This window comes from Klebsiella ornithinolytica (assembly GCF_030505655.1).
In the GTDB taxonomy this organism is placed as follows: Bacteria; Pseudomonadota; Gammaproteobacteria; order Enterobacterales; family Enterobacteriaceae; genus Klebsiella; species Klebsiella ornithinolytica.
On record NZ_CP130153.1, the window covers coordinates 3780242 to 3807034 of the forward strand.

At 57.8% G+C, this 26793-nt stretch carries 23 protein-coding genes; 13 read left to right on the forward strand and 10 right to left on the reverse strand.

Features of this window, described 5'->3' with window-relative positions; all coding sequences use genetic code 11:
* Nucleotides 1-19: 19 nt before the first annotated feature.
* Complete coding sequence (locus Q1L34_RS18065) at nucleotides 20-820, forward strand: SDR family NAD(P)-dependent oxidoreductase (protein WP_064357222.1); 801 nt, start codon at nucleotides 20-22, stop codon at nucleotides 818-820.
* A gap of 43 nt (nucleotides 821-863) precedes the next feature.
* On the opposite strand, the gene Q1L34_RS18070 is transcribed toward Q1L34_RS18065, so the two are convergent.
* The gene (locus tag Q1L34_RS18070; RefSeq protein ID WP_004859910.1) at nucleotides 864-1412 is read right to left on the reverse strand and encodes a TetR/AcrR family transcriptional regulator; all 549 of its coding nucleotides are present in this window, start codon (nucleotides 1410-1412) and stop codon (nucleotides 864-866) included.
* A 158-nt stretch (nucleotides 1413-1570) separates the two neighbouring features.
* On the opposite strand from Q1L34_RS18070, the gene Q1L34_RS18075 reads away from it, so the two are divergent.
* Entirely contained in the window at nucleotides 1571-2773 is a 1203-nt protein-coding gene (locus Q1L34_RS18075; protein WP_048025043.1) for an MFS transporter, read from the forward strand.
* Entirely contained in the window at nucleotides 2773-3585 is an 813-nt protein-coding gene (locus Q1L34_RS18080) for a Cof-type HAD-IIB family hydrolase (protein WP_327204227.1), read from the forward strand. Before Q1L34_RS18075 ends, Q1L34_RS18080 begins: the two co-directional genes overlap by 1 nt.
* Before the next feature lie 47 nt (nucleotides 3586-3632).
* Here the strand turns inward: Q1L34_RS18080 and Q1L34_RS18085 are convergent, their stop codons facing one another.
* On the reverse strand, nucleotides 3633-4871 hold the full coding sequence (locus Q1L34_RS18085) for an MFS transporter (protein WP_004859906.1): 1239 nt from the start codon (nucleotides 4869-4871) through the stop codon (nucleotides 3633-3635).
* Between the two features lie 326 nt (nucleotides 4872-5197).
* Between Q1L34_RS18085 and ybjG the strand changes: the two genes are divergently transcribed.
* A complete protein-coding gene (gene ybjG, locus Q1L34_RS18090) occupies nucleotides 5198-5791 on the forward strand; it encodes an undecaprenyl-diphosphate phosphatase (RefSeq protein WP_015584823.1) in 594 nt (197 codons plus the stop codon).
* A 70-nt stretch (nucleotides 5792-5861) separates the two neighbouring features.
* Entirely contained in the window at nucleotides 5862-6620 is a 759-nt protein-coding gene (gene deoR / locus Q1L34_RS18095; RefSeq protein ID WP_004859902.1) for a DNA-binding transcriptional repressor DeoR, read from the forward strand.
* 28 nt (nucleotides 6621-6648) lie between these two features.
* Here the strand turns inward: deoR and dacC are convergent, their stop codons facing one another.
* The gene (gene dacC / locus Q1L34_RS18100) at nucleotides 6649-7851 is read right to left on the reverse strand and encodes a serine-type D-Ala-D-Ala carboxypeptidase (protein ID WP_015584824.1); all 1203 of its coding nucleotides are present in this window, start codon (nucleotides 7849-7851) and stop codon (nucleotides 6649-6651) included.
* A gap of 256 nt (nucleotides 7852-8107) precedes the next feature.
* Between dacC and Q1L34_RS18105 the strand changes: the two genes are divergently transcribed.
* Complete coding sequence (locus Q1L34_RS18105) at nucleotides 8108-8734, forward strand: glutathione S-transferase family protein (RefSeq protein WP_004859898.1); 627 nt, start codon at nucleotides 8108-8110, stop codon at nucleotides 8732-8734.
* A 2-nt stretch (nucleotides 8735-8736) separates the two neighbouring features.
* Here Q1L34_RS18105 and Q1L34_RS18110 read toward each other — a convergent pair whose 3' ends face one another.
* Nucleotides 8737-9825, reverse strand: a complete 1089-nt coding sequence (locus Q1L34_RS18110; protein WP_224050162.1) for a PQQ-dependent sugar dehydrogenase — start codon at nucleotides 9823-9825, stop codon at nucleotides 8737-8739.
* Nucleotides 9826-9966: 141 nt separating this feature from the next.
* Nucleotides 9967-10350, reverse strand: coding sequence for a biofilm formation regulator BssR (gene bssR, locus Q1L34_RS18115; protein WP_004859892.1), 384 nt, complete (start codon nucleotides 10348-10350; stop codon nucleotides 9967-9969).
* A gap of 406 nt (nucleotides 10351-10756) precedes the next feature.
* On the opposite strand from bssR, the gene Q1L34_RS18120 reads away from it, so the two are divergent.
* Nucleotides 10757-11995 carry an oligosaccharide MFS transporter gene (locus Q1L34_RS18120; protein ID WP_162098177.1) on the forward strand — a complete coding sequence of 413 codons (1239 nt, stop codon included), beginning with the start codon at nucleotides 10757-10759 and terminating at the stop codon, nucleotides 11993-11995.
* A gap of 128 nt (nucleotides 11996-12123) precedes the next feature.
* Entirely contained in the window at nucleotides 12124-13449 is a 1326-nt protein-coding gene (rimO, locus tag Q1L34_RS18125) for a 30S ribosomal protein S12 methylthiotransferase RimO (protein WP_004859888.1), read from the forward strand.
* A gap of 117 nt (nucleotides 13450-13566) precedes the next feature.
* Here rimO and gsiD read toward each other — a convergent pair whose 3' ends face one another.
* The 5 genes from gsiD to iaaA all read right to left on the reverse strand — a co-directional run bounded on the left by gsiD (nucleotide 13567) and on the right by iaaA (nucleotide 19895).
* On the reverse strand, nucleotides 13567-14478 hold the full coding sequence (gsiD, locus tag Q1L34_RS18130) for a glutathione ABC transporter permease GsiD (protein WP_004859886.1): 912 nt from the start codon (nucleotides 14476-14478) through the stop codon (nucleotides 13567-13569).
* A gap of 1 nt (nucleotide 14479) precedes the next feature.
* Nucleotides 14480-15400 carry a glutathione ABC transporter permease GsiC gene (gene gsiC, locus Q1L34_RS18135; RefSeq protein WP_015584828.1) on the reverse strand — a complete coding sequence of 307 codons (921 nt, stop codon included), beginning with the start codon at nucleotides 15398-15400 and terminating at the stop codon, nucleotides 14480-14482.
* Between the two features lie 106 nt (nucleotides 15401-15506).
* Nucleotides 15507-17048, reverse strand: a complete 1542-nt coding sequence (gene gsiB, locus Q1L34_RS18140) for a glutathione ABC transporter substrate-binding protein GsiB (RefSeq protein WP_015584829.1) — start codon at nucleotides 17046-17048, stop codon at nucleotides 15507-15509.
* Between the two features lie 37 nt (nucleotides 17049-17085).
* Nucleotides 17086-18942, reverse strand: coding sequence for a glutathione ABC transporter ATP-binding protein GsiA (gsiA, locus tag Q1L34_RS18145; RefSeq protein WP_327204228.1), 1857 nt, complete (start codon nucleotides 18940-18942; stop codon nucleotides 17086-17088).
* A gap of 11 nt (nucleotides 18943-18953) precedes the next feature.
* Nucleotides 18954-19895, reverse strand: coding sequence for a beta-aspartyl-peptidase (iaaA, locus tag Q1L34_RS18150; RefSeq protein WP_004859879.1), 942 nt, complete (start codon nucleotides 19893-19895; stop codon nucleotides 18954-18956).
* Between the two features lie 279 nt (nucleotides 19896-20174).
* Between iaaA and moeA the strand changes: the two genes are divergently transcribed.
* From moeA to Q1L34_RS18175, 5 genes are all read left to right on the forward strand, one after another.
* The gene (gene moeA, locus Q1L34_RS18155; protein WP_004859877.1) at nucleotides 20175-21410 is read left to right on the forward strand and encodes a molybdopterin molybdotransferase MoeA; all 1236 of its coding nucleotides are present in this window, start codon (nucleotides 20175-20177) and stop codon (nucleotides 21408-21410) included.
* On the forward strand, nucleotides 21410-22165 hold the full coding sequence (gene moeB, locus Q1L34_RS18160) for a molybdopterin-synthase adenylyltransferase MoeB (protein WP_015584830.1): 756 nt from the start codon (nucleotides 21410-21412) through the stop codon (nucleotides 22163-22165). Before moeA ends, moeB begins: the two co-directional genes overlap by 1 nt.
* Nucleotides 22166-22318: 153 nt before the next feature.
* Nucleotides 22319-23218 carry a glycyl-radical enzyme activating protein gene (locus tag Q1L34_RS18165; protein ID WP_004859872.1) on the forward strand — a complete coding sequence of 300 codons (900 nt, stop codon included), beginning with the start codon at nucleotides 22319-22321 and terminating at the stop codon, nucleotides 23216-23218.
* A gap of 4 nt (nucleotides 23219-23222) precedes the next feature.
* Complete coding sequence (locus tag Q1L34_RS18170) at nucleotides 23223-25655, forward strand: formate C-acetyltransferase/glycerol dehydratase family glycyl radical enzyme (RefSeq protein WP_316960963.1); 2433 nt, start codon at nucleotides 23223-23225, stop codon at nucleotides 25653-25655.
* Nucleotides 25656-25905: 250 nt separating this feature from the next.
* Nucleotides 25906-26721: a Cof-type HAD-IIB family hydrolase gene (locus tag Q1L34_RS18175; RefSeq protein ID WP_044348295.1), complete on the forward strand. Its 816-nt coding sequence runs from the start codon at nucleotides 25906-25908 to the stop codon at nucleotides 26719-26721.
* Nucleotides 26722-26793: the final 72 nt, after the last annotated feature.

Here is a 26793-nt window from a genome sequence, read left to right on the forward strand (position 1 = left end):
CCGGTGAGAGGTAAAGGCGATGCTGGTGAAAGATAAAGTTGCCGTCATCTTCGGCGGTAGCGGTGCGATAGGCTCCGCCGTGGCGCATGCTATGGCGCGCGAGGGGGCGCGAGTCTACCTCGGCGCGCGCGATCGGAAGAAGCTGGATCGGGTGGCGGATGACATTCGTGCCGCGGGCGGCAGGGCCGAGACCTTTGTCGTTGATGTCCTCGATGAGCGATCGACCGGCGAGCGGATAGCGCAGCTGACGCAGCACAGCGGCGGGCTCGATATCGTCATCAATGCTACCGGCTTCGTCCATAATCAAGGCAAGGAGATCACGACGCTCTCCCTCGCCGAGTTTATGCAGGGCATCACCCCGTTCCTGGCGGCCCAGTTCAACCTGGCGAAAGCCGTTATCCCCCATATGGGCGGCGCTCGCCCGGGCGCCATTATCACCGTCGTGGCTCCGGCGGCAACAATGGCCATGCCGGGCCACCTGGGCCATATCGTCGGTTGTGCGGGTAGCGAAGCCTTTATCAAAGCGCTCGCCAGCGAACTGGGGCCGAAGAATATCCGCGTCCTCGGCGTGCGCTCGCACGCCATTACCGACGCGGTTGAGGCCGGCTCTTACACCGCGGAAGTCTTTGCGGCAAAAGCGCAGGCGATGGGATTGACGGTCGAACAGTGGGTTGGCGGTGCGGCACACAGCACCATGCTCAAACGTTTGCCGACGCTGGCGCAGGTGGCGGATGTCATCACCTTTCTGGCATCCGATCGTGCCGACGCCATGACGGCAACGATGGTGAATATGACGGCCGGTGCCACTACCGGCGGATAGCCCTCGGATCTCGCAATACCTCGGCGTACAGCGCTTTATCTGGCTATTGCCCCTCTCCGGCCAGGCGTCCGACCATCAGGCGGATAGCCTGCTTTGAGAGCGGCGCGCTATCGGTGACAAAATGCAGGGTCATTCCCTCGATAAACGCATCCAGTCCGCGAGCCGTAGCCGGCTCAAACCACTGTTCCAGCGTTTGCTGACTGCGCCGCATCCAGTGCTGCATCACCGCCTTCAGCGCCGGCTGGCTGCTGCAAAACGCATACAGCTGATACATCAACTCCATATTTCGCGCGGTCGTCACCTGGGCGCTAAAGATCAGCTCGGCAATCGCATCGCAGGCCTCTTCACGGCTGCTGACCGAGGTAAAAAACTGCTGGTACTGCGCGGACATATCGCGGGTAAAAATGCGAAACGCCTCTTCTATCAGCGCGTCAATGCCGCTGAAATAGTAGGTCAGCGAGCCTAACGGGACTTCCGCACAGCTGGCAATTTTACGATGGGTTACCGCGTGAATCCCGTGGGTGGCAATGGTATCCAGCGTGGCCTGTAAAATGCGCTCCCGGCGCTGCGGATCGTTCGGTCGACGGGCCATATCTTTCCTCTTAGTCGCTGTCATGCGCAGGCAATCGGCAGCAATATCACGCTCCCTGGCGCCCGGTTCTTGTCCGAATACGCATTCTGAAGAATATGTACAAATGTACACAGTCTTGCTACTGTTGTCTCCATCTTCTCATTCACAGGCGTTTACGGATGACAGCGCAAACCTCCCGCCGGGCCTTACAGCTCCGACTCTGGGCCCTTTTCATGTTCTTTTTTATCCCTGGATTGCTGATGGCCTCATGGGCTACCCGTACTCCGGCGATCCGTGACCTGCTGACGCTGTCAACGGCGGAAATGGGCATCGTTTTATTTGGCCTGTCGATTGGTTCGATGAGCGGGATTCTCTGCTCGGCGTGGCTGGTCAAACGTTTTGGCACCCGCAAGGTGATTCGCACCACCATGTCTTGCGCCGTGGTCGGCATGATGGTACTCAGCGTGGCGCTGTGGCTCACCTCGGCGGTCCTGTTTGCCATCGGGCTGGCCATTTTCGGCGCCAGCTTCGGTTCGGCGGAGGTGGCGATTAACGTTGAAGGCGCCGCCGTCGAGCGCGAAATGAATAAAACCGTCCTGCCGATGATGCATGGATTTTACAGCTTCGGCACGCTGTTCGGCGCCGGCGTGGGGATGGCGGTGACCGGTTTTGGTCTGCCCGCCGCACCGCATATTCTGCTGGCTGCGCTGGTGGCGATAGCCCCGATTGCTATTGCGATTCGCGCCATCCCGGATGGAACCGGACGAAATGCGGCAGAAAACGCGCATCATGAGGAAAAAGGTCTGCCGGTATGGCGTGATGTTCAGCTGTTGCTGATTGGCGTCGTGGTGCTGGCGATGGCCTTTGCTGAAGGATCTGCCAACGACTGGCTGCCGCTGCTGATGGTGGACGGCCACGGCTTTAGCCCCACCTCCGGCTCCTTGATTTACGCCGGCTTCACCCTCGGGATGACAATAGGTCGCTTTACCGGCGGCTGGTTTATCGATCGCTACAGCCGGGTCACGGTAGTCCGTGCCAGCGCCGTGATGGGCGCGCTGGGTATCGGCCTGATTATCTTCGTCGACAACCCGTGGGTGGCCGGCGTCTCGGTACTGCTGTGGGGTCTTGGCGCATCGCTCGGTTTCCCGCTGACCATTTCCGCCGCCAGCGACACCGGTCCCGATGCGCCGAAGCGCGTCAGCGTGGTAGCGATAACCGGCTATCTTGCCTTCCTGGTCGGGCCGCCGCTGCTGGGCTTCCTTGGCGAACACTTCGGCCTGCGCAGCGCCATGATGGTGGTGCTGGGTCTGGTTATGGTAGCGGCGTTGGTCGCCAGAGCGGTGGCTAAACCACAACATGAACCTGTCATGGAGAACAGTTAATGAGCGTCAAACTGATTGCGGTAGACATGGATGGCACCTTCTTAAGCGATGCCAAAACCTACAATCGCCCGCGCTTCCTGAACCAGTATCAGCGCATGCGCGAACAGAATATTCGCTTCGTCGTCGCCAGCGGCAACCAGTATTACCAGCTGATTTCGTTTTTCCCGGACATCGCCCACGAGATAGCCTTTGTCGCCGAAAACGGCGGCTGGGTGGTCAGCGCCGGCGATGACGTTTTTAACTGTCAGCTGCCGAAAAATCATTTCCACACCGTCATCGACTATCTGCAGACGCTGACCAATATTGAAATTATCGCCTGCGGTAAACGCAGCGCGTATACCCTCAATAGCTATAACGATGAGTTAAAGACGGTCGCCGCGAAATATTACCATCGCCTGCAGCTGGTGGACGATTTCAACCATATCGATGACGTGATACTGAAATTCGGCCTCAACGTACCTGACCAACTGATTCCGCAAATCCAGCCGCAGCTACACGCGGCGTTGGGCGATATGGTGACCGCCGTGGCAACCGGCTACGGCAGTATCGATCTGATTATTCCCGGTGTGCACAAAGCCAACGGTTTGCGTATTTTGCAACAGCGCTGGGGCATTGAGAATCATGAAGTCGTCGCCTTTGGCGACAGCGGAAATGATATTGAAATGCTGCAACATGCCGGATTTGGCTTTGCGATGGCCAACGCGGCAGCTCCGGTGAAAGCCGTCGCCGACTATGATGCGCCGCATAACAATGAGGAAGGTGTGCTGCACATCATCGACAAAGTGCTGAATCGCGAAGCGCCGTTCGCCTGACCTTCGTCCGGGTGCGGCAGTCGTGCCCCACCCGGAACGCTTCGCCGCTATGCCTGCGGGTCGTTGGAACTGCCGACGCTCTTGTCTTTGAGAAAATAGACAATCATCGCCAGCCACACTACGCCGCTGAGCAAGTTAAACAGGCTGAATACCCCGCTACCACCCAGCTCATACGCATGCTTACTGACCTCGATGCCGACGGTAAATATCAGCATCTGCAGCATCCCCATCGCGGCCGAAACCGTACCTTTGCTCATGTCACTGGCAAACAGCGTCAGGCGGACTAACCCGGCGTTCGCCAGACCAATCCCGAAGGCGTAAACGCTCAGCCCGGCGGTCATCCACAAATAAGCATGGGTCGATACCACCGTCGCCACCGCAGAGAGCAGCAGCCCGAACATAATCGGCCAGCCGCCGAGAATAATCAGCGAGCGTACCGTCCGCCGCGAGGTCAGTCGCGCCAGCACCAGGTTACCGGCAATCAGCGCGCCGAAAATCGGCACCTGCAGCAGGCCATACTCATAGCTGGTGGCCTTTTCGCCGCTGATGATAATCACCGGCGACTGGGCAATCCACGCCAGCAGCGGCAGACTGACAAACCCGGTCGCCAGCGCGCCGGCGACGAAGCGCAGATTCTTCAGCACCAGGCCATAATCGCGACCCAGCTCTTTCATCGACAGCTTCTCGCCCATCCGCGTCGCGGTTTCCGGCATCGCGCGCTGCAGGCCCACAAAGGCAATAGCGGCCAGCACGGCAAACAGCACGAACATCATTTCCCACGGCAGGATGTGGACCCAGGCCGCTCCCACCAGCGGACCGAGCAGCGGGGCAATCAGCGCAACGTTCGCCATCAGGGCGGTGATTTTGATACACATCGCCTCCTCAAACGACTCCTGAATGGCGGCATATCCCACCGCGCCGATGAAGCACAGACTAATGCCCTGCAAAAAGCGCAGCAGCGTGAACTGCTCAATGGTCTGCGCCAGCAGCGTGGCCAGACAGGTGACGATAAACCACACCACCCCGGTGAGCATCACCGGGCGACGGCCGATACGATCCGACAGCGGCCCCAGCAGCCACTGCAAAAACATACCGCCGGCGAGATAGGCGGTCATCGAGGTCGGAACCCATTCATTACCGACCTGAAACTCTTCCACCACCGAGAGCATTCCCGGCTGGATCATATCGTTGCCGATATAAGTGGAAAATTCGTATAACACCAGGCAGAGCGGGAATAGAAGCGCCTGCCGTCCGAGGCGTTTGCCTGAAAGCGAATAATTCTGCATGCAATCTCTTCGTTAAACAAAAATCGCGCAAAGTTTAATGAAAGTCTTGCGGAGGAGATAGTGAATTGTGAGTGACAATTAAAAATAGCGCAATGCGCCTTCAGCCGGCGGATATTGCCGCCATTTTAATTAAACCTGTCTATATTTCGTTTATATTTCAATTAGGTTACAGGCGATATACTCATCCTCTGCGGCATATTCACCACCATATGCCGCGCCCACGGCTTCTTAACAAGCTGATAATTAAGACAATACTGCTTTACCTTATCGCCACCGTTTTTTAAGGTGGGCGGCTGATTGCTATCGGATACCAAGAGCCTGAATCTATGCTGGAAAATATCAACGACGCGCTGTTTGCCTTAATCAACGCCACCCCCGCCTCGCCCTCGTGGGTCATCGCCCTGGCGACATTCGTTGCCAAAGAGGTGATTCTGATTGTGCCTCTGTTGACCGCGGCGCTGTGGCTCTGGGGGCCAAACCAGCGGCAGCTGGTGTTTAAAGTGCTCCTGGCGCTGGCGATTAGCCTGAGTCTGTCATGGATTTTTGGCCTGCTCTTCCCGCATGAGCGTCCGTTTGCCGCAGGCGTCGGCTATCAGTTCCTGCATCACGCGCCGAATAACTCCTTCCCCAGCAATCACGGCACCATCAGCTTTACCTTTGCGCTGGCCTTCTTGTTCTGGCATCGCCTGTGGTCCGGGATCGCGCTGCTGGCGACTGCCGTGGCGATCGCCTGGTCCCGGGTCTATCTTGGCGTTCACTGGCCGCTGGATATGCTGGGCGGCCTGCTGACCGGGATGTGCGGTTGCCTGGCCGCCGGATTACTGTGGCAGGCCGGCGGTCAACCGCTGTATCAATACCTGCAGCAGCTGTACCGGGTTTGCTTCTCCCTGCCGATTCGTAAAGGCTGGGTGCGTGACTAACCCTCTTTCGGCAGGTAAAATTGCCCACTGACGCCCTGCCGATGCAGGGCGATTTCAGCGTAGAGGGAATATGGAAACACGTCGTGATGAACGTATCAGCCAGCTCATTCAGGCGCTCAAGCGCAGCGATAAGCTTCATTTAAAAGAGGCCGCCGCGCTGCTTGGCGTATCAGAAATGACCATTCGTCGCGACCTGAACGGCCATAATGGCCCGGTGGTGTTGTTAGGCGGTTATATCGTTCTCGAACCGCGCAGCGCAACCCATTACCTGCTCAGCGACCAGAAAACCCGCCTGGTGGAGGAAAAACGCCGTGCCGCCCGTCACGCTGCCGCGCTGCTTGAAGCCCATCAAATGGCCTTTTTCGACTGTGGGACCACCACGCCCTGGATCATTGACGCGATCGATAACGCCCTGCCCTTTACCGGCGTCTGCTATTCGCTGAACACCTTTCTGGCGCTGCAGGAAAAACCCCAGTGTCGGGCCATTCTCTGCGGCGGCGAGTTCCATGCCAGCAATGCCATTTTTAAACCACTCAGCCTGCAGGATACGCTCAGCCATCTGTGCCCGGACATCGCCTTTTATTCCGCGGCCGGAATCGACTGCGCGCAGGGCGCCACCTGCTATAACCTCGAAGAGCTGCCGGTTAAACACTGGGCGATGAGCAGCGCGCGCTATCACGTACTGGTTGTCGATCACAGTAAATTTGGCAAAGTCAGACCGGCGCGGATGGGCGATTTATCGCGTTTTGATGTGATTGCCAGCGATGTCTGTCCGGATGAGGATCTGCTCGCGCTGGCGAAAGAAAAGCAGATTTCACTACTCTACTGACCGCACCCCGCAGGGCGCGGCCTGTCGGTTATGAGAACCAGCTACCGAACCAGCCGTGCAGTTTCATCAGCACGAAGTCCATCATCCGGCTAAAGAAACCGCCTTCATTGACCGCTTCCATGACGATCAGCGGGCGCTGCTCGATGGTTTTATCATTGAGCTTAAAGTCGATGGTCCCGACCACCTGCCCTTTGCTAAGCGGCGCCGTCAGCTGCGTATCCGTCAGGGTATAGCTGGCTTTCAGGTTTTTCAGCTGCCCGCGCGGCAGGGTGATCGAACCGGCTTCGCCCGCCCCGAGTTTGGCTTCGTTGCTGTCGCCAAACCAGACGCGCTGGGTGATAAAGGTGGCATCCGGTTTAATCGGCGTCACGGTCTCGTAGAAACGGAAGCCCCAGGTCAGCAGCTTTTCGGATTCATTAAAACGAATACGGTCGGTCTTGGTGCCGAGCACCACGGCAATCAGACGCATGTCTCCCTGGGTAGCCGAGGAGACCAGGTTGTAGCCAGCGCCGGCGGTGGTCCCTGTTTTGACGCCATCCGCGTTCAGGTTTGAGCTCCACAGCAGACGGTTGCGGTTCGGCTGACGAATCTTATTGAAGGTAAACTCTTTCTCTTTATGAATGGCGTACTCTTCAGGCACGTCATGAATCATCGCTTTGGTCAGCAGCGCCATGTCGCGCGCGGTACTAAACTGGCCCGGCGCATCCAGGCCGTGCACGGTCATAAAGGTGGTATTGGTCAGCCCCATTTTCTGCGCATAGCCGTTCATCAGGCTGACGAATGCATCCTGGCTCCCCGCCACGTAGTCGGCGATCGCGATGCTGGCATCGTTGCCGGACTGGATAATCACGCCTTTATTCAGGTCTTCGACTGAAACCTGCATCCCCGGCTTAAGGAACATCACCGATGACCCGCGCAGCGCCGGGTTACCGGTAGCCCAGGCATCGCGACCGACGGTGACCATATCGGTGGACTTAATCTTGCCCGCCTTCAGCGCCTGTCCGACGACATAGCTGGTCATGATCTTGGTCAGACTTGCCGGGTCGAGTTTTTCATCGGCGTTGCCCTCGCTCAGCACTTTACCGCTGGCGTAATCCATCAGGATCCAGGCTCGGGCATCGATCGATGGGGCATCGGGGAGTTGTTCCGCAGCCTGCACCGCAGGTGCGACAAGAACGAGAAGCGCGCAGCCTGCCACGAGGCCGCGAAGAGAAAAAGCGTCATGCGTCATAAGAGCCACCCAAGTATCCTTTCCAAACAAAATATGCCGCAACACTCTATCGGCGCAGCAGCAGCCGGTGAGTAAAGCGTACAAATGACCTTAAAGAAACAGCGAGTTGGTAAAGTTTTTAAAGTTTACGCAATAACCTCGCTCCCTGCTGAAAACAGAGCAATTTTTTTGATCATGATTGCCTAAATATTATCTTTATTCCAACATGATTGCTCACCATGCTGCAACGACGGCTCAATAACAGGCAGGAACCGATATGATTACGCTATGGGGCAGAAATAACTCGACGAATGTGAAGAAAGTACGCTGGGTGCTGGCGGAGCTGGGCCTTCCATATCAGCATATTATGGCAGGGCTGGAGTTTGGCTTAAATCATGACCCGGAGTATCTGGCGATGAACCCGAATGGCCTGGTGCCGCTGCTGAAAGATGATGCCAATGATCTCGTCCTTTGGGAATCGAATGCCATTATTCGCTATCTGGCCGCCGAGTATGGACAGGACCGTTTATGGGTCACTTCGCCGCGCAAGCGCGCCCAGAGCGACAAATGGATGGACTGGGCAAACGGTTCGCTTTCTCCCGCCCATCGTCCGGTGTTAATGGGGCTGGTCAGAACGCCGGCGGATAAGCGCGACCCGGCGGCTATCGCCGCCGGTATTGCCGCCTGTGAGGCGCTTTTCGCGATGCTTGATGATGAGCTGGCGACCTCCGCCTGGCTATCCGGAGAGGCCTTTGGCCTCGGCGACATCGCCGTGGCGCCGTTCGTTTATAACCTGATGACGATTGTTGAAAGCTGGCAGCCGCGCCCGCACCTGCAGCGTTGGTACCAGCAGCTTAACCAACGCCAGGCGTGGCGCGATGTGGTGATGATTCCGGTCACCTGATGCTAGTCGGCCGGACTGACCTTCAGCAGTTCACCGTTGGACTCGTCGGTTAATACATACAGATAGCCGTCGGGTCCGACGCGCACATCGCGGATCCGCTTGCCGCGCTCGCCCAGAATACGCGCCTCTTCGCGCACCTTATCGCCATCCACCTTCAGAACAATCAGCGACTGGTCCTTCAGCGCCCCGATAAACAGCTTATGCTGCCACTGTGGGAAGGTCGACGCTGCGTAGAAAGCCATCCCGCTTACCGCCGGAGAGTGCTTCCAGACGAAAAGCGGCGCTTCCGTTCCGGCGACCGCCGTGCCCTGCGCTTCGGGGATCGCCAGTCCGCTGTAGTTGACGCCATGCGTCGCCAGCGGCCAGCCGTAGTTCTTACCCTTCTGCGGAATATTGATCTCGTCACCGCCGCGCGGCCCGTGTTCGTTGAGCCACAGCGTATCGCTCCAGGGATTCATCGCCATTCCCTGCGGATTGCGGATGCCATAAGACCAGATTTCCGGTCTCGCCCCCGCGCGATGAACAAAAGGATTATCGGCAGGCACTTCGCCGTCCTGGGTCAGACGCACCACTTTTCCCTGCAGTTTATCCAGATCCTGGGCCGTGGGGCGTTGGTTATTTTCGCCCAGGCCGATGAATAAATACCCTTTCCCATCAAACACCAGGCGCCCACCGAAATGGTTGCCGGTGGAGAGCTTCGGCTGCTGGCGGAAGACAACCTGAAAATGCTCCAGATGCTGAAGGTTGTCGCTCAGGCGGCCATAGCCTACGGCGGTACCGGCTTTGCCGTCATCGCCGACTTCAGCAAAACTCAGCCAGACCCGGCGGGAGTGGGCGAAATCCGGAGCCAGCGCCACATCAAGCAATCCTCCCTGGCCGCTGGCCCAGACCGGTGGGACGCCGGTTATCGCGGGCGAAAGACCTTCCCCCTGCCGCCAGCGCTTCAGTTCGCCGGAACGCAGGGTTATCAGTATTCCCCGATCATCGGGGAGAAAGGCCAGCGCCCACGGATGGGCGAGCTGATTTTGCAAAACCTCAACACGCACCTTCCCGGCGAGAGTCACGACGGGAAACAGCAGGGTGGCGAGCATCAGCGAAATGGCGACCTGGCGCATGGCATTTTCCTTTCATCGGCAATATTTTCGGCAATGCGCTAAGGGTAGCCAGCGGGGGAACATCAGGAGGGGATTTTTACATAACATTAAGCAGGGGGAGCTGACCTCCCCCTGAATTCAGACGTGGGTCACTGGCGCCTGTTTATTCAGTTTACGAATATTCATCGTCAGCTCTGCCAGACAGCGTTCTAGCGTCTCTACGTTAACCGCAATATACGACGGGCAATCATGATGCCCGCTCATCAGGCAAACCGCCGCAGACGCGATGGCTCCACCTGCAAGACGGAGAGCGTCCTTTTCTTCCGGTGCAAGATCGTGCTGCAACTGCAGCCCGTACTTACGCATTTCACCACACAGTTCGAACAAGTTATCACGCAGATGCTCATTTTCGCTGACTGACATATAGCCCTTCGCTTTGCGTAGCTGCAAATAAGCGTCGAGATCAATATTGGCATTAATCAGCTTATTCAGAAGGTTACGATACAGTCTGTCAACGTTCATCAGGGTTCCTCCTCTGTCATCCATTACCATTATCAGAATATGGCTATTTTTCGTACAAAATGATGCGCGAGGTCAATAATTCCTGGTTAATTAACATCATTTACAATGTTACATTTATGTTCAAAATTGCGATCCGCTCGCCCTCTCTTTCAGGCTCCCATGAAAAAAATCACAATCAATGTTATACGCTCTCATAAAAAACCCCATCGTAATGAAGGTGTGAATATCAATAAATAACTCTTTTTTGCCGCTAAGATCACAAATAACCATCATTTCAATTGATCAATTTTTCCAGCGGGTGTCATATCAACGCCATTAATGTAATACGTATAACATTTAATAAAAAACACAATCTGCGGCCATTGCCCGCAGCATTAACTCCGATCCGCCTGAAGGAACTGAAATGATTACGCCCGGCAAAAGAAACTATATCTTGTTGAGTCTTTTCGATTTCCTCTATCTATTCGCCTGGTCATCCACCATGGCGTTCTTTGTCATCTGGACAACTCAGCATCTCGGCATCAGCGCCACCAAAACCGGCCTGCTGTACTCCGTCAACGCCTTCATTGCTCTGTTGATGCAGCCTTTTTTTGGCTTTATTGCCGATAAATTTGGTCTGAAAAAACGGCTTATCTGGATCCTGCTGGCCATGCTGCTGCCGGTCGGCCCATTCTTTATTTATCTCTATGCCCCGCTGCTGGTCCACAGCTTCTGGCTGGGCGCCTTACTGGGCGGTATCTACCTGGGGATAATTTTTAACTCCGGCTGCGGAGTGATTGATTCGTATATCGACAAAATTTCTCGGCGCTATCGCTTTGAGTATGGCCGGGTGCGGATGTGGGGCTCGTTAGGTTGGGCCGCCGCCGCGTGGATCGTGGGAAAATATATCGACAGCAACCCCAATCTGGCCTTCTGGCTGGCCAGTATTGCCATTGTGATTGCCGCCATCTGCTTCATGCTGACTAAAATCGAACTCACCGAAGCCGAGATGGAAAAAACCAGCGCGCTGAAGGTCTCCCATGCGCTGGAGCTGGCGAAAAACGGGCAGTTCTGGATGCTGCTGATCTTTACCTTATTCGTTACGCAAATTTATGACACCTACGATCAGCAGTTTGCGCAGTACTTCTCATTGCAGTTCCCGACCCCGGAAGAAGGCAACCGCTGGTACGGAATTCTGGCCTCCATCCAGGTCTGCGGTGAAACGCTCTTTCTCTGCCTGATGCCGTGGTTTGTTAACCGCACCGGGGCCAAGTGGGCGCTGATTATTGCCGGATTGATTATGTCGGTACGTATCGTGGGTTCCGCCATCCCGCTTGGTCCGGTGTGGATTGGCGCGGTGAAAATGATGCACGCGCTGGAAAAACCACTGATCCTGGTATCAGTATTTAAATTCATCGCCGCCAACTTCGACCATAAGTTGTCATCAACGGTCTATTTGCTGGTGCTGTTTGTGGCCTCCATCGCCACGGCGATTTACTCGCCGCTGGCCGGCTATCTGTATGACACCATCGGCTTCGCGCATACATATTATATTCTCGGCAGCATCGCCGGGCTCTTCACCCTGATATCGATTTTCACCCTACGCGATAAGCGAGAACCCACCGCCCCAGGTTCAGCACCGGCAGGAGGCGTCGCGCAGCCATAACGAACCATCCGCCCGGGGGGATCTCCCGGGCTTTTTCATCATCTGTCACACCGTGGCTATACTCTTTTTCATAAAGATCTGTAAAATTCCTGCCCTGACCATTCCAATAATCGAACACTTTTTAAACTATGAGCAATGTAACGCATCAGCCGAAGATCGGCTTTGTCTCTCTGGGCTGCCCGAAAAACCTCGTGGACTCAGAACGCATCCTGACCGAACTGCGTACCGAAGGTTATGACGTGGTCCCCACCTACGACAATGCCGATATGGTTATCGTCAACACCTGCGGCTTTATCGACAGCGCCGTTCAGGAGTCTCTGGAAGCCATTGGCGAAGCGTTAAAAGAAAATGGCAAAGTTATTGTGACCGGCTGCCTGGGCGCGAAAGAAGACCAGATTCGCGAAGTGCATCCGAAAGTGCTGGAGATAACCGGGCCGCACAGCTATGAACAGGTTCTGGAGCATGTCCATCACTATACGCCGAAGCCGAAACACAACCCGTTCCTGAGCCTGGTGCCGGAACAGGGCGTGAAGCTCACGCCGCGTCATTACGCCTACCTGAAAATTTCCGAAGGCTGTAACCATCGCTGCACCTTCTGCATTATCCCGTCGATGCGCGGCGACCTTGTCAGCCGTCCGATTGGTGAAGTGCTGTCCGAAGCCAAACGCCTGGCCGATGCCGGCGTCAAAGAGCTGCTGGTTATCTCTCAGGATACCTCCGCCTACGGCGTCGATGTGAAGCATCGCACCGGCTTTCACGACGGCGCGCCGGTAAAAACCAGCATGGTCAGCCTGTGCGAAGAGCTGGCGAAACTGGGTATCTGGGTCCGTCTGCACTACGTCTACCCGTACCCGCACGTCGATGACGTGATTCCGCTGATGGCGGAAGGTAAAATTCTGCCGTATCTGGATATCCCGCTGCAGCATGCCAGCCCGCGCATTCTGAAACTGATGAAACGTCCGGGTTCTGCCGACCGTCAGCTGGCACGCATTAAGCAGTGGCGTGAAATCTGCCCTGACCTGACCCTGCGTTCGACCTTCATCGTCGGCTTCCCGGGTGAAACGGAAGAAGATTTCCAGATGCTGCTCGACTTCCTGAAAGAGGCTCGCCTGGACCGCGTCGGCTGCTTTAAGTACAGCCCGGTTGAAGGCGCGACCGCTAATGAGCTGGCGGATCAGGTGCCTGAAGAGGTAAAAGAAGAGCGCTGGAACCGCTTTATGCAGCTGCAGCAGCAGATCTCCGCCGAACGTCTGCAGGAGAAGGTCGGCCGCGAGATCATGGTGCTGATCGATGAAGTGGACGAAGAAGGCGCCATTGGCCGCAGTATGGCCGATGCCCCGGAAATTGACGGTGCGGTCTACCTGAACGGCGAAACGAAGGTCAAACCTGGCGACGTCGTCCGTGTGAAAGTCGAACATGCCGACGAATACGACCTGTGGGGCAGCCGGGTTTAATCCTGCGCCTCTTATCCCCGGATTGCGGCGCTAACGCGCCTGATCCGGGCTACAAAACTGCACTCATCCGCACCAATCGTAGCCCCGGTTAGCGACAGCGCCACCGGGGAATAGCCCCTACCCCTTTATCTTCGGATCCAGCGCATCGCGCAGGCCGTCCCCCAGCAGGTTAAACGCCAGCACCGTCAGGAAAATCGCAATCGCCGGGAACAGCGCCACATGCGGCGCCATCACCATATCCGCCCGCGCTTCATTGAGCATTGCCCCCCATTCCGGGGTCGGGGGCTGCGCCCCGAGTCCCAGGAAAGAGAGGCTGGCAGCGGAGATAATCGATACCCCGATACGCATGGTGAAATAGACCACGATCGACGAGACCGTTCCGGGCAGAATATGGCTGAACAGAATCGTCGTATCGCTGGCGCCGATGCTGCGCGCCGATTCAATAAAGGTCTGCTGCTTGAGCACCAGGGTGTTACCGCGCACCAGGCGGGCAAATGCCGGGATCGAAAAGATCGCCACCGCAATGATCACGTTCGACATCCCGCTGCCCATCACCGCTACCACGGCAATCGCCAGCAGGATCCCCGGGAAGGCGAACAGCACGTCGCAGATGCGCATGATGATGCGATCCCACCAGCCTTCATAATACCCGGCCAGCAGACCGAGCACGGTACCGATCGCCGCGCCAATCAGTACCGCCAGCACGCCGGCGGCCAGCGAAATCTGCGCCCCCACCAACACCCGGCTAAAGATATCGCGCCCGAGCGAATCCACCCCGAACCAGTGCATCATCGACGGACCGTCGTTGAGCCGGTCGTAATCAAAATAGTTTTCCGCATCGAACGGCGCTATCCACGGCGCCGCGAGAGCAACTGCAATCAGCAGCAGGACAAATACACCGGCGCCCATCGCCACCGGCTGACGACGAAATCGCCGCCAGAACTCACGCCACGGCGTGCGTATTTGTCCGGGCTTAACTCCCGGCATGGCGTTAATAGCCGCCTGTCTTCTCCAGTTGAGCAATCGCACCTTACTTGTACCTGATAGCCGGGTTAATGGCGGCGTACAGAACATCCACCACTAAATTGATAAGAATAAATTCCAGCGAAAAGAGGAGGACTTCCGCCTGAATGACCGGATAGTCGCGCATCTCCACCGAATCCACCAGCAGCCGTCCAAGACCTGGCCAGTTAAAGACCTTCTCGACCACGATCGACCCACCGAGCAAAAAACCGAACTGTAGTCCCATCATGGTCACCACCGGGATCATGGCGTTGCGCAGACCGTGTTTCAGCACCACCCGGGTCTCACTGACCCCTTTGGCGCGCGCCGTGCGCATGTAATCTTCATGCAGAACATCGACAAAAGAGGCGCGGGTAAAACGCGCCATCACCGCCGCGACCGCCGCCCCCAGCGTCAGGGAAGGCAAAATATAGTGCCGCCAGCTGTCGGCGCCCACCGTCGGCAGCCAGCCCAGCTCCACCGAGAAGACCTGCATCAGCAGCATACCGAGCGCAAAAGCCGGAAACGAAATACCGGTCACCGCCAGCGCCATCCCCAGGCGGTCAGGCCAGCGATTGCGCCACACGGCCGCCACAATGCCCGCCGCCATGCCGAAGATCACCGCCCAGCTCATGCTGGCCAGAGTCAGCCACAACGTCGGCATAAAGCGGCTGGCTATTTCGCTGCTGACCGGACGGCGTGACGCCATCGAGGTGCCGAAATCGCCCTGCAATACGCTGGTGATATAGTGCCAGAACTGGACATGCAGCGGCTGGTCGAGCCCCAGCTGCTGGCGCACCATCGCCACCACCTGCGCGTCGGCCTCAGGTCCGGCAATCAGCCGCGCCGGATCGCCAGGCAACATATGCACGAACAGGAATACCAGCACCGCCACAATCAGCAGCGTGGGAATCAGCCCCAGCAGACGCTTAATCACATAATTGAGCATCGTCCCCCCTTGCTGGTATCCCTGTCGCCCTCGGGCGCGAATGAAGAGCAGAGCCCCTCGCGCCACCTTCCTCTCCCGCTGCGGGAGAGGGTCAAAGTCCCTTCCATCACTGGCTTAAATCCGCCTGCTCGAAGCTGAACCCGGTATCCGGCTGGATATAGAAACCGGTCAGATTTTTGCTGTGCGCTGAGACCAGTTTTTCCACCACCAGCGGCACCCACGGGGACTCTTTCCAGATAGTCTCCTGCGCCTCTTTATAGAGCCGCGTTTTTTCCTTCACATCGGTGGTTTTCAGCGCATCCGTCAGATCTTTATCCACCTGCGGATTGCCATAAAACGCGGTGTTGAACAGGGTCGGCGGCCAGTTTTGCGAAGCAAACAGCGGCGACAGCGCCCAGTCAGCTTCGCCGGTTGAAGCCGACCAGCCGGTGTAGAACATGCGTACTCCGCTCTCTTTCTGCCCTTTACCCTCGACTTCCGCCGCACGCTGGCCGGCATCCATCGCCGTCAGCTGGGCCTTAATGCCCACCTGCGCCAGCTGCTGCTGGGTGAACTGCAGCACTTTCTGCGCGGTACTGTGGTTATGCGATGACCACAGCGTGGTGCTGAAACCGTTAGGGAAACCGGCCTCTTTCAGCAGCTCGCGGGCTTTCGCCGGATCGTACGGCCACGGCTTAAAGCTTTCGGCATAGGCAATAGACGGCGGTACGACGCCGGTGGCCGGTGTCGCATAGCCGGCGAACGCCACTTTGACCAGCGCCTGGCGGTTGATGGCGTAGTTGATCGCTTCACGTACTTTCGGGTTATCGAACGGTTTTTGCGTCACGTTCATGCTGATGTAACGCTGCATGATCGACGGGCTGGCCACCAGCTCCAGCTTGCTGTTTTTTTCCAGCAGCGGTGCCTGTTCATAAGGGATGGGGAATGCGAACTGCGCTTCGCCGGTTTGCAGCATCGCCGCACGAGTGTTGTTATCCACCACCGGACGCCAGGTGATCGAGTCGAGCTTCGGCAAGCCTGGCTGCCAGTAGCCGGTAAACTTCGTCACCTTCACGAAATCGGTCTGATTCCAGGTGTCCAGCTTATACGGCCCGGTTCCCACCGGATGGAAGCCGATCTCTTTGCCGTACTTTTTCAGCGCCGCCGGAGAGATCATCGCCGTGGCCGGGTGGGCCAGGATATTGATGAACGCGGAGAACGGCTGCTTCAGGGTAATTTTTACCGTCGTCGGATCGAGCGCTTCAGTACTGGCGATATTTTTATACAGGTTGTAGCGCTTGAGATGATTATCAGGATTGCTGGCGCGATCGAGGTTGGCCTTCACCGCCTCGGCATTAAAGTCGGTGCCATCCTGGAACTTCACCCCGGAATGGAGTTTGATGGTGTAAACCAGTCCGTCCGGCGAGATGGTGTAACTCTCCGCCAGCACATTTTGCAGCTTCATCTCTTTATCCAGACCAAACAGCCCTTGATAGAACGATTTGGCGACGGCCTGGGACAGGGTGTCATTGGCATCATACGGGTCGAGGGTCGTGAAGTTAGAGCCGACCGCGACGACCACATCTTTCGCGGCAAAAGCCGGGCCTGCCGCCAGCGCTGACGTGACGACCAGCGCCAGCAACCCTTTGCGTAATACACGTTGTGTCATGTTGTTCTCCTGAAAGGCTGTACTGTTGGTGTCGTTGTTATCTTCCCAGCACGTCGGCGACGGGTTCCCTGGCGACAAAATGGCCCGGCCCCACCTGTTGTAACGGCATGCTGCTAACCTCGGTGCCCCGCTTATAGATATTGCCCGGCAGTTCGTCAGAGAGCAGTACGCGCTGCGGATGACGATGCGTCGGGTCGGCAACCGGTACGGCGGCCATCAATTTACGGGTATAAGGGTGCTGCGGGTTTTCAAACACGGCGCGCCGCGGGCCTATCTCGACAATTCGCCCACGATACATCACCGCCACGCGATGACTGATGCGTTCAACCACCGCCATATCGTGTGAAATAAACAGGAATGCGATGCCCATTTCGCGCTGTAAATCGAGCATCAGATTAATAATCTGCGCGCGGATGGAAACATCCAGCGCTGACACGGCCTCGTCGGCAATCACCACTTTCGGATTGAGCGCCAGCGCGCGGGCGATGCAAATACGCTGGCGCTGGCCTCCGGAAAACTCGTGCGGGTAGCGCCAGGCATGTTCCGGCTGCAAACCGACTCGCTCCAGCAGCCAGGCGACGCGCGCGCGGGCCGCGACCCCCTCCAGCATGCCGTGTACGCGCAGCGGCTCCATGATCGAATAACCCACGGTTTGTCGCGGGTCGAGCGACGCAAACGGATCCTGGAAAATAAACTGGATATCGCGGCGCAGCGCCTGAAGTTTGCTGTTTGCCAGCGTATCAATCCGCTCGCCGTTAAAGACGATGGTGCCGCCCTGCGTCGCCACCAGCCGGAGCAGAGCCCGGCCGGTCGTTGACTTCCCGCAGCCGGACTCGCCGACCAAAGAGAGGGTCTCTCCTGGCCACAGGTCAAAACTCACCTTCTCCACCGCATGAACTTCGCGGGTGACGCGATTCAGAATGCCGCTGCGCAGCGGGAAGCGCGCCACCAGATCGCGCACTTTAAGAATCGGCTCGCCGGCGACGACGGTATTCTGCTCGCCCTCGTCAGGCGCGGCTTGCTGTAATAACGGAAAATGACGCGGCAGATCGCTACCGCGCATCGACCCGAGCCGCGGGACCGCGGCCAGCAGCGCCCGGGTGTAGGGGTGCTGCGGCGCGCGGAAGATCTCCTCCACCGTGCCGCTCTCCACCGCTTCTCCGCGGTACATCACCAGTACCCGATCGGCGATATCGGCGACCACCCCCATATCGTGAGTAATAAAGATCACCCCCATCGCCATCTCTTTTTGCAGCACGGCAATGAGCTGAAGAATCTGTGCCTGAATTGTCACATCCAGCGCCGTGGTGGGCTCATCGGCAATCAGAACCGCAGGACGACAGGAGAGCGCCATCGCGATCATCACCCGCTGACGCATCCCACCGGAAAGCTGATGGGGATAGCGCGAGAGCACCGTTTCCGCCTCGGGGATCCTGACCTGATCGAGCATTTTCTTCGCTTCGCGCAGCGCCGCATCATGCCCCAGCCCCTGATGCAAACGAATAGACTCGGCAATCTGCTCTCCGATAGTAAATACCGGGTTTAGCGAGGTCATCGGCTCCTGGAAAATCATCGCCATGTCCGCCCCGCGCACGCTGCGCATCCCCGCGGCGGACTGCTCGCTCAGGGAGACGACCTGACGGTTGCGACGGCGCAGCCACAGCGCTTCGCTGCTGACCTCGCTTACCGCCCGATCGAGCAGGCGCATCAGCGCCAGCGCGGTCACGGATTTTCCTGAACCCGATTCGCCGACAATGGCTAACGTTTCGCCCCGCCGCAGGGTAAACGACAGCTGACGCACCGCGGAAAACGTCTCCTGCTGCTGGCGAAACGCCACGTTCAGATCGCGTACCACCAGAACATCATCGGCGTCGATTTCTTGACTATGCGGCAACCTGCTTCCCCTTATTCCCGATAAATACCAATCGTCGGCGTATCCCCGGCATAGCACCAGGCCCGATACATGCCTTCGCTGTTAAACGGCAGAACCACGTTGCCTTCTCTGTCGATGGCAATCAGGCCGCCGCTGCCGCCGAGCGCCGGCAGTTTTTCCATCACCACCCGCTCACAGGCCTCATACAGGCTGAGATTGCCATACTCCATCAACGCCGCAATATCGTAGGCCGCGAGCGTGCGCATAAACACTTCGCCGGTTCCGGTGCAGGAGACCGCGACGCTGGCGTTATTGGCATAGCAGCCGGCCCCCGGTAACGGGCTGTCACCGACGCGCCCGGGGAGCTTATTGGTCATGCCGCCGGTCGAGGTCGCCGCCGCCAGATTACCGGCCAAATCCCGCGCTACCGCCCCGACGGTCCCCATCTTATGGCGCTCATCGAGCGGCGCGGGGCGATGATCGAGCACGATTTCATCGTCGGCCTGGGCCTGTTGTAGCTGGAGTAAACGCTCGGTGGTCGAAAACAGATGGTTCTCGACCCGTTCCATGCCATGAGAAACGGCAAAGGCTTCCGCCCCTTCACCAATCAGCAGCACGTGCGGGCTTTGTTCCAGCACCAGACGCGCGGCCAACACCGGATTACGCAAATGTTTTACTCCGGCAACCGCCCCGGCCTGCAGCCGGTTGCCGTCCATGAGGCAGGCATCCAGTTCATGGGTTGCATCGCGGGTAAAGACCGATCCGATACCCGCGTTAAACAGCGGACACTCCTCAAGCAGCCGCACCGCTTCCGTCACCGTATCCAGCGCGCTGGCACCTGCCGCCAGCATTTTTTGCCCGCTATCGACGATCGCTGAAAGCGCCGCCACGTATTGTCGTTCACGTTCCGGCGTCAGGGCGGAACGCGTAATCGCCCCCGCCCCGCCATGAATTGCTATCACCGCCTTGCCCATTCAGCGATCCTTTACCGATAAAGTGTCTTGATACATCCTGCAAACCGCTCCTGACAGGCGACGGATAACCCGCTCTTTTCCAGGTGTATTCCCCTGCTGCCCCGCTGTATTCAGGATGATTTTGTGTATAAATATCATTATCGTGCTGACTGTCCTATACAATTTTTGAATATAGAAAGCGCGGAGTGCGGTGTAAACCCTGTACCGTGGTGGCATATAGCCGCCAGCGCTTTTCTGTCATAATAGGTGTTTTCGATGTTTTGCCCGCAGGAGACCCCCATGGATTTTACCGCCGGACTGATGCCGCTCGACACAGCCCTGACTCAGATGCTCAATCGAATTACACCGCTCAGCGCGGTGGAAACCGTCCCGCTGTTGCAGGCCTTTTCGCGCGTAACCGCCCATGATCTCATTTCACCGCTGGACGTCCCGGGTTTTGATAACTCGGCGATGGACGGTTATGCCGTGCGTCTGGCCGACCTCGCCGACGGCGCGGCGCTGCCGGTGGCAGGTAAAGCGTTCGCCGGACAGCCGTTCCACGATGCCTGGCCTGCCGGAAGCTGTATTCGCATCATGACCGGCGCACCCGTCCCGCCAGGCTGCGACGCGGTGGTGATGCAGGAAGAGACGGAGCAGACCGAAGAGGGCATCCGCTTCATCGCGCCGGTCAAAGCCGGGCAGAACATTCGCCGCCGTGGAGAAGATATCGCCGATGGCGCCGTGGTCTTCCCGGCAGGAACCCCGCTTACCGTCGCCGAACTGCCGGTGCTCGCTTCGCTGGGGATTGCGCAAGTTGCGGTGGTGCGCAAAGTGCGCGTCGCGGTCTTCTCGACCGGGGATGAACTGCAGCTGCCGGGCCAGCCGCTGGGCGACGGGCAAATTTACGATACCAACCGCCTCGCCGTTCACCTGATGCTTGAGCAGCTGGGCTGCGAGGTGATTAACCTTGGCATTATTCCCGACGATCCGGATCGACTGCGCGAGGCGTTTATCGAGGCCGACCGGCAGGCCGACGTAGTCATCAGCTCCGGCGGCGTCTCCGTCGGGGAAGCGGACTACACCAAAGAGATACTCGAAGAGCTGGGTGAAATCGGCTTCTGGAAGCTGGCCATCAAGCCGGGTAAACCTTTTGCCTTCGGAAAACTGAATAACAGCTGGTTCTGCGGCCTGCCGGGTAATCCGGTTTCCGCCACCCTCACCTTCTATCAGCTGGTGCAGCCGCTGCTGGCAAAACTGGGGGGCAACGGCGGCCAGGCGCAGCCGATGCGCCTGCGCGTTCGCGCCGCTACGCGGCTAAAGAAATCACCGGGCCGTCTCGACTTCCAGCGCGGCGTGCTGCGACGCAATCCGGACGGTGAGCTGGTGGTTGAATCGACCGGTCATCAGGGGTCGCACATCTTCAGCTCTTTCAGTCTCGGTAACTGTTTTATCGTTCTCGAACGCGAGCGCGGCGCCGTTGAAGCGGGTGAGTGGGTTGAAGTCGAGCCCTTTAACCATCTGTTCGGGGGGCTGTAATGGCGGTTGAACTGAGCGATGAGGAGATGCTGCGCTACAACCGTCAAATCATCCTGCGCGGTTTCGACTTTGACGGTCAGGAGCAGTTGAAAGCCTCCCGGGTGCTGGTGGTTGGCCTGGGCGGGCTCGGCTGCGCGGCCGCGCAGTATCTGGCGGCGGCGGGCATCGGTCAGCTCACGCTGCTGGATTTCGACACCGTGTCGCTCTCCAATCTGCAGCGTCAGACGCTGCACAGCGATGCGACCCTCGGCCAACCGAAGGTCGACTCCGCGCGCGACGCGCTGGCACGCATCAACCCGCACGTTCAGCTCACGACGCTGAATGCGGTGCTGGAAGAGGAAGCCTTGCGGGCGCAGATCGCCGCCCACGATCTGGTGCTCGACTGTACCGATAACGTCGCTATCCGCAACCAGCTTAACGTGGGCTGTTTCCGGCACAAAACGCCGCTGGTTTCCGGCGCGGCGATTCGCATGGAAGGTCAGATCAGCGTTTTTACCTGGCAGGAGGGTGAGCCGTGCTATCGCTGTCTGAGCCGTCTTTTCGGCGACAACGCCCTCACCTGCGTTGAGGCGGGCGTGATGGCGCCGCTGGTGGGTGTCATCGGCGCGTTACAGGCGATGGAAGCGATTAAAGTGCTCAGCCGCTACGGCACGCCGGCGGCAGGCAAAATCGTCATGTATGACGCAATGACCTGTCAGTTTCGTGAAATGAAGCTGCCGCGTAATCCGCAGTGCGAGGTATGCGCAAGCCACTAACCCCCCACCGGCGGCGACCGTCGCCGGATAATCTGTGACCCGCTACACCTTTCCCTCTTCTCCCCGATCGTATCCGTTCTGCTTGTTGATTTGCATCAATGTAACTTTCATTCGAAAGTAATTTAATCTTCATATGCAAAGAGAGGGCTCAACATGATCTTCAACATTCAGCGCTATTCAACCCACGACGGCCCGGGGATTCGCACCGTCGTATTCCTTAAAGGCTGCTCGCTGGGTTGCCGCTGGTGTCAGAATCCGGAAAGTCGTTCCCGCACCGCGGATCTGCTGTATGACGCTCGTCTGTGTCTCGACGGCTGCGATTTGTGCCAGCAGGCGGCGCCGGAGGTGATAACCCGCAAGCTGGATGGCCTGATTATCCATCGTGAAAAGCTCACCGACGACCACTATGCGCGGCTGCGCGAATGCTGCCCGACCACCGCACTCACCGTCTGCGGCGAAGAGAAGCCTGTGGAGGAGATTATGGCCACGGTACTGCGGGATAAACCATTCTACGATCGCAGCGGCGGCGGAGTTACCCTCTCAGGCGGTGAGCCGTTTATGAATCCTGAGCTGGCGCAGCAGCTGTTTCAGGCCAGTCATGAAGCCGGTATTCACACCGCCGTCGAAACCTGTCTGCACGTGCCGTGGAAATATGTTGCGCCTTCGCTGCCGTGGGTAGATCTGTTTCTCGCCGACCTTAAGCACGTGAACGAAGCGATTTTCAACCAATGGACGGACGGCAGCGCTCGCCGGGTGCTGGATAACCTGCAACGCGTTGCGCAGGCCGGGAAAAAAATTATCATCCGCGTCCCGCTGATTCAGGGATTTAATGCCGATGAAGCCGCCATTACCGCCATCACCGATTTTGCCGCCGACCGTCTGAAGGTCGAGGAGATTCACTTCCTGCCGTACCACACGCTGGGAATGAACAAATATCAGTTACTCAGTCAGCCCTATACCGCTCCGGACAAACCGCTTGCTGCACCCGAGCTGCTCGCCTTCGCGCAGCACTATGCTCAGAGCAAAGGTTTAACGGCTACTTTACGAGGATAAACTCATGACTACCCTGAAACTGGATACGCTGAGCGCTCGCATTCAGGCGCATAAAATGGCGCTGGTACATATCGTTAAGCCGCCGGTATGCACCGAGCGCGCGCAGCATTACACCGCCGCTTATCAACAGCATCTGGATAAGCCGATCCCGGTACGCCGCGCGCTGGCGCTGGCCCATCACCTGGCGGAGCGGACTATCTGGATCAAACACGACGAGCTGATCGTCGGCAACCAGGCAAGCGAAGTCCGCGCCGCGCCGATCTTCCCGGAATATACCGTCAGCTGGATTGAAAAAGAGATCGATGATCTGGCCGATCGTCCGGGAGCCGGTTTCGCCGTCAGCGAAGAGAACAAGCGGGTGCTGCATGAGATCTGCCCGTGGTGGCGTGGACAGACCGTTCAGGATCGCTGCTACGGGATGTTTACCGATGAACAAAAAGCGCTGCTGGCCACCGGCATTATTAAAGCGGAAGGCAATATGACCTCCGGCGACGCCCACCTGGCGGTCAACTATCCGCTGCTGCTGGAAAAAGGCCTCGACGGCATGCGCGCCAAAGTAGCCGAGCGCCGTTCACGCATCAACCTTACGGTGCTGGAAGATTTGCACGGTGAGCAGTTCCTCAAAGCCATTGATATCGTGCTGGAAGCGGTGAGCGAACACTGCCAACGCTTTGCCGAACTGGCCCGTACCATGGCTGCCGCCGAGACACGCGAAACGCGCCGGGACGAGCTGCTGGCCATCGCCGAAAACTGCGACCTCATCGCCCATGAACCGCCAAAAACGTTCTGGCAGGCGCTGCAGCTGTGCTACTTCATCCAGTTGATTTTGCAAATTGAATCCAACGGCCACTCGGTTTCCTTCGGCCGTATGGACCAGTACCTCTATCCATACTACCGTCGCGACGTCGAGCTGCAGCAATCGCTGGCGCGTGAACAAGCGATTGAACTGCTGCATAGCTGCTGGCTGAAGCTGCTGGAAGTGAACAAAATCCGCTCCGGCTCGCACTCGAAAGCCTCCGCAGGCAGCCCGCTATATCAGAACGTGACGATCGGCGGCCAGAACCTGGTGGACGGCAACGCGCAGGATGCGGTGAATCCGCTCTCCTATGCGATTCTCGAATCCTGCGGCCGTCTGCGCTCCACCCAGCCGAACCTCAGCGTGCGCTACCACGCCGGTATGAGTAATGACTTCCTTGACGCCTGCGTACAGGTCATTCGCTGCGGCTTCGGGATGCCGGCGTTTAATAACGACGAAATCGTTATTCCGGAATTCATCAAACTCGGTATCGAACCGCAGGATGCCTACGACTACGCGGCCATCGGCTGCATCGAAACCGCCGTCGGCGGCAAGTGGGGCTATCGCTGTACCGGGATGAGCTTTATCAACTTCGCCCGCGTAATGCTCGCCACCCTGGAAGGTGGCCGCGATGCTACCAGCGGTCAGGTGTTCCTGCCGCAGGAACACGCGCTGTCGAAAGGCAACTTCACCCGCTTCGAGCAGGTGCTGGAAGACTGGGATACCCAGATTCGCTACTACACGCGTAAATCGATCGAGATTGAGTACGTCGTCGATACCATGCTGGAAGAGAACGTCCATGACATTCTGTGCTCGGCGCTGGTGGATGACTGCATCGAGCGGGCGAAGAGCATTAAACAAGGCGGCGCCAAATACGATTGGGTATCCGGACTGCAGGTCGGGATCGCCAACCTCGGCAACAGCCTGGTCGCCGTGAAAAAGCTGGTGTTTGAGCAGGGGGCAATCGGTCAGCAGCAGCTGGCGAAAGCGCTGGCGGAAGACTTTGAAGGCCTGACCCACGAGCAGCTGCGTCAGCGTTTAATCAACGGCGCACCGAAGTACGGTAACGATGATGACAGCGTGGATACCCTGCTGGCGCGCGCGTACCAGACCTATATCGATGAGCTGAAGCAGTACCACAACCCGCGCTACGGCCGCGGTCCAATCGGCGGTCACTACTACGCCGGTACCTCGTCCATCTCTGCTAACGTGCCGTTTGGCGCCCAGACCATGGCCACGCCGGACGGACGTAAAGCGCACTCACCGCTGGCGGAAGGTGCCAGCCCGGCTTCCGGGACTGACCATCTGGGGCCAACGGCGGTCATCAGCTCCGTCGGCAAACTGCCGACCGGTTCGATTCTCGGAGGCGTGCTGCTAAACCAGAAGCTGAACCCGGCGACGCTGGAGAACGAGTCCGATAAGCAGAAACTGATGGTGCTGCTGCGTACCTTCTTCGAAGTGCATAAAGGCTGGCATATTCAGTACAACATCGTGTCGCGGGAGACGCTGCTGGAAGCGAAGAAGCACCCTGACCAGTATCGTGATTTAGTGGTCCGCGTGGCGGGATACTCGGCGTTCTTTACCGCCCTGTCGCCGGATGCCCAGGACGATATCATCGCCCGTACCGAGCATACGCTGTAAGTAAAAGCCCCGGCTGGCGCTGCGCTGAGCCGGGCTACGGATTCACGGCCATTTGCGCGCCAGTAGCCCGGGTCAGACGTGAGCGCCGCAACCCGGGGATTTTCTCCCGTACATTGTCAGCCGCTAGCGGAGTCAATCCACCTATCAGGAGCGCAACGAGGCGGATGAAGTTTCATTCGAAATAAATTTGTGCTTCAGGTCACATTGTAATTAGAATGTTACTGGTCGAAGTTAGCCAGGAGCATTTGTTATGACCGTTAAAGTTATCGTCACCGATATGGACGGAACTTTTCTCAATGACGCCAAGCAGTACGATCGCCCGCGTTTTCTCGCGCAGTTCGCGCAACTTCAGCAGCAGGGTATTGAATTTGTTGTCGCCAGCGGCAACCAGTACTATCAGCTGATCTCTTTTTTCCCGGAAATTCGCGAGCAGATCTCTTTTGTCGCCGAGAACGGTGCGCTGGTGTACGAACACGGCCAACAGCTGTTCCACGGCGAGCTGACCCGCCATGAATCCCAGGTGGTGATTGGCGAGCTGCTGAAAGACCGCCAGCTGAACTTCGTCGCCTGCGGTCTGGAGAGCGCCTACGTCAGCGACAACGCCCCCGACGCGTTCGTCGCCCTGATGTCAAAACACTATCATCGCCTGCAGCGAATCAGCGATTATCAGAACATTAACGACACCCTGTTCAAATTCTCGCTCAATCTGCCGGATAGCGATATCCCGCAACTTATCGATAAACTGCACGTTTCACTCGATGGCATCATGAAGCCCGTGACCAGCGGTTTCGGCTTCGTTGATTTAATTATTCCCGGGCTGCACAAAGCGAACGGCATCAGCCGCCTGCTCAAACGCTGGCAGCTCTCGCCGCAGGAGTGCGTCGCCATCGGCGACAGCGGCAACGATGCGGAAATGCTGAAGCTGGTGAAATACGCATTCGCCATGGGCAACGCCGCCGAAAGCATCAAAGCTATCGCCGATTACACGACTGACGACAACAACCATCACGGCGCGCTGAAGGTCATTCAGGCCGTTCTCGATAAGACGCCTCCCTTCTCCTGCTGACCGCTGACCGGGGCCCCCTGCCCCGGTTTTTTCCATTTTGTGCACCTCCTCTAAATTTTAAACTTGCATTAA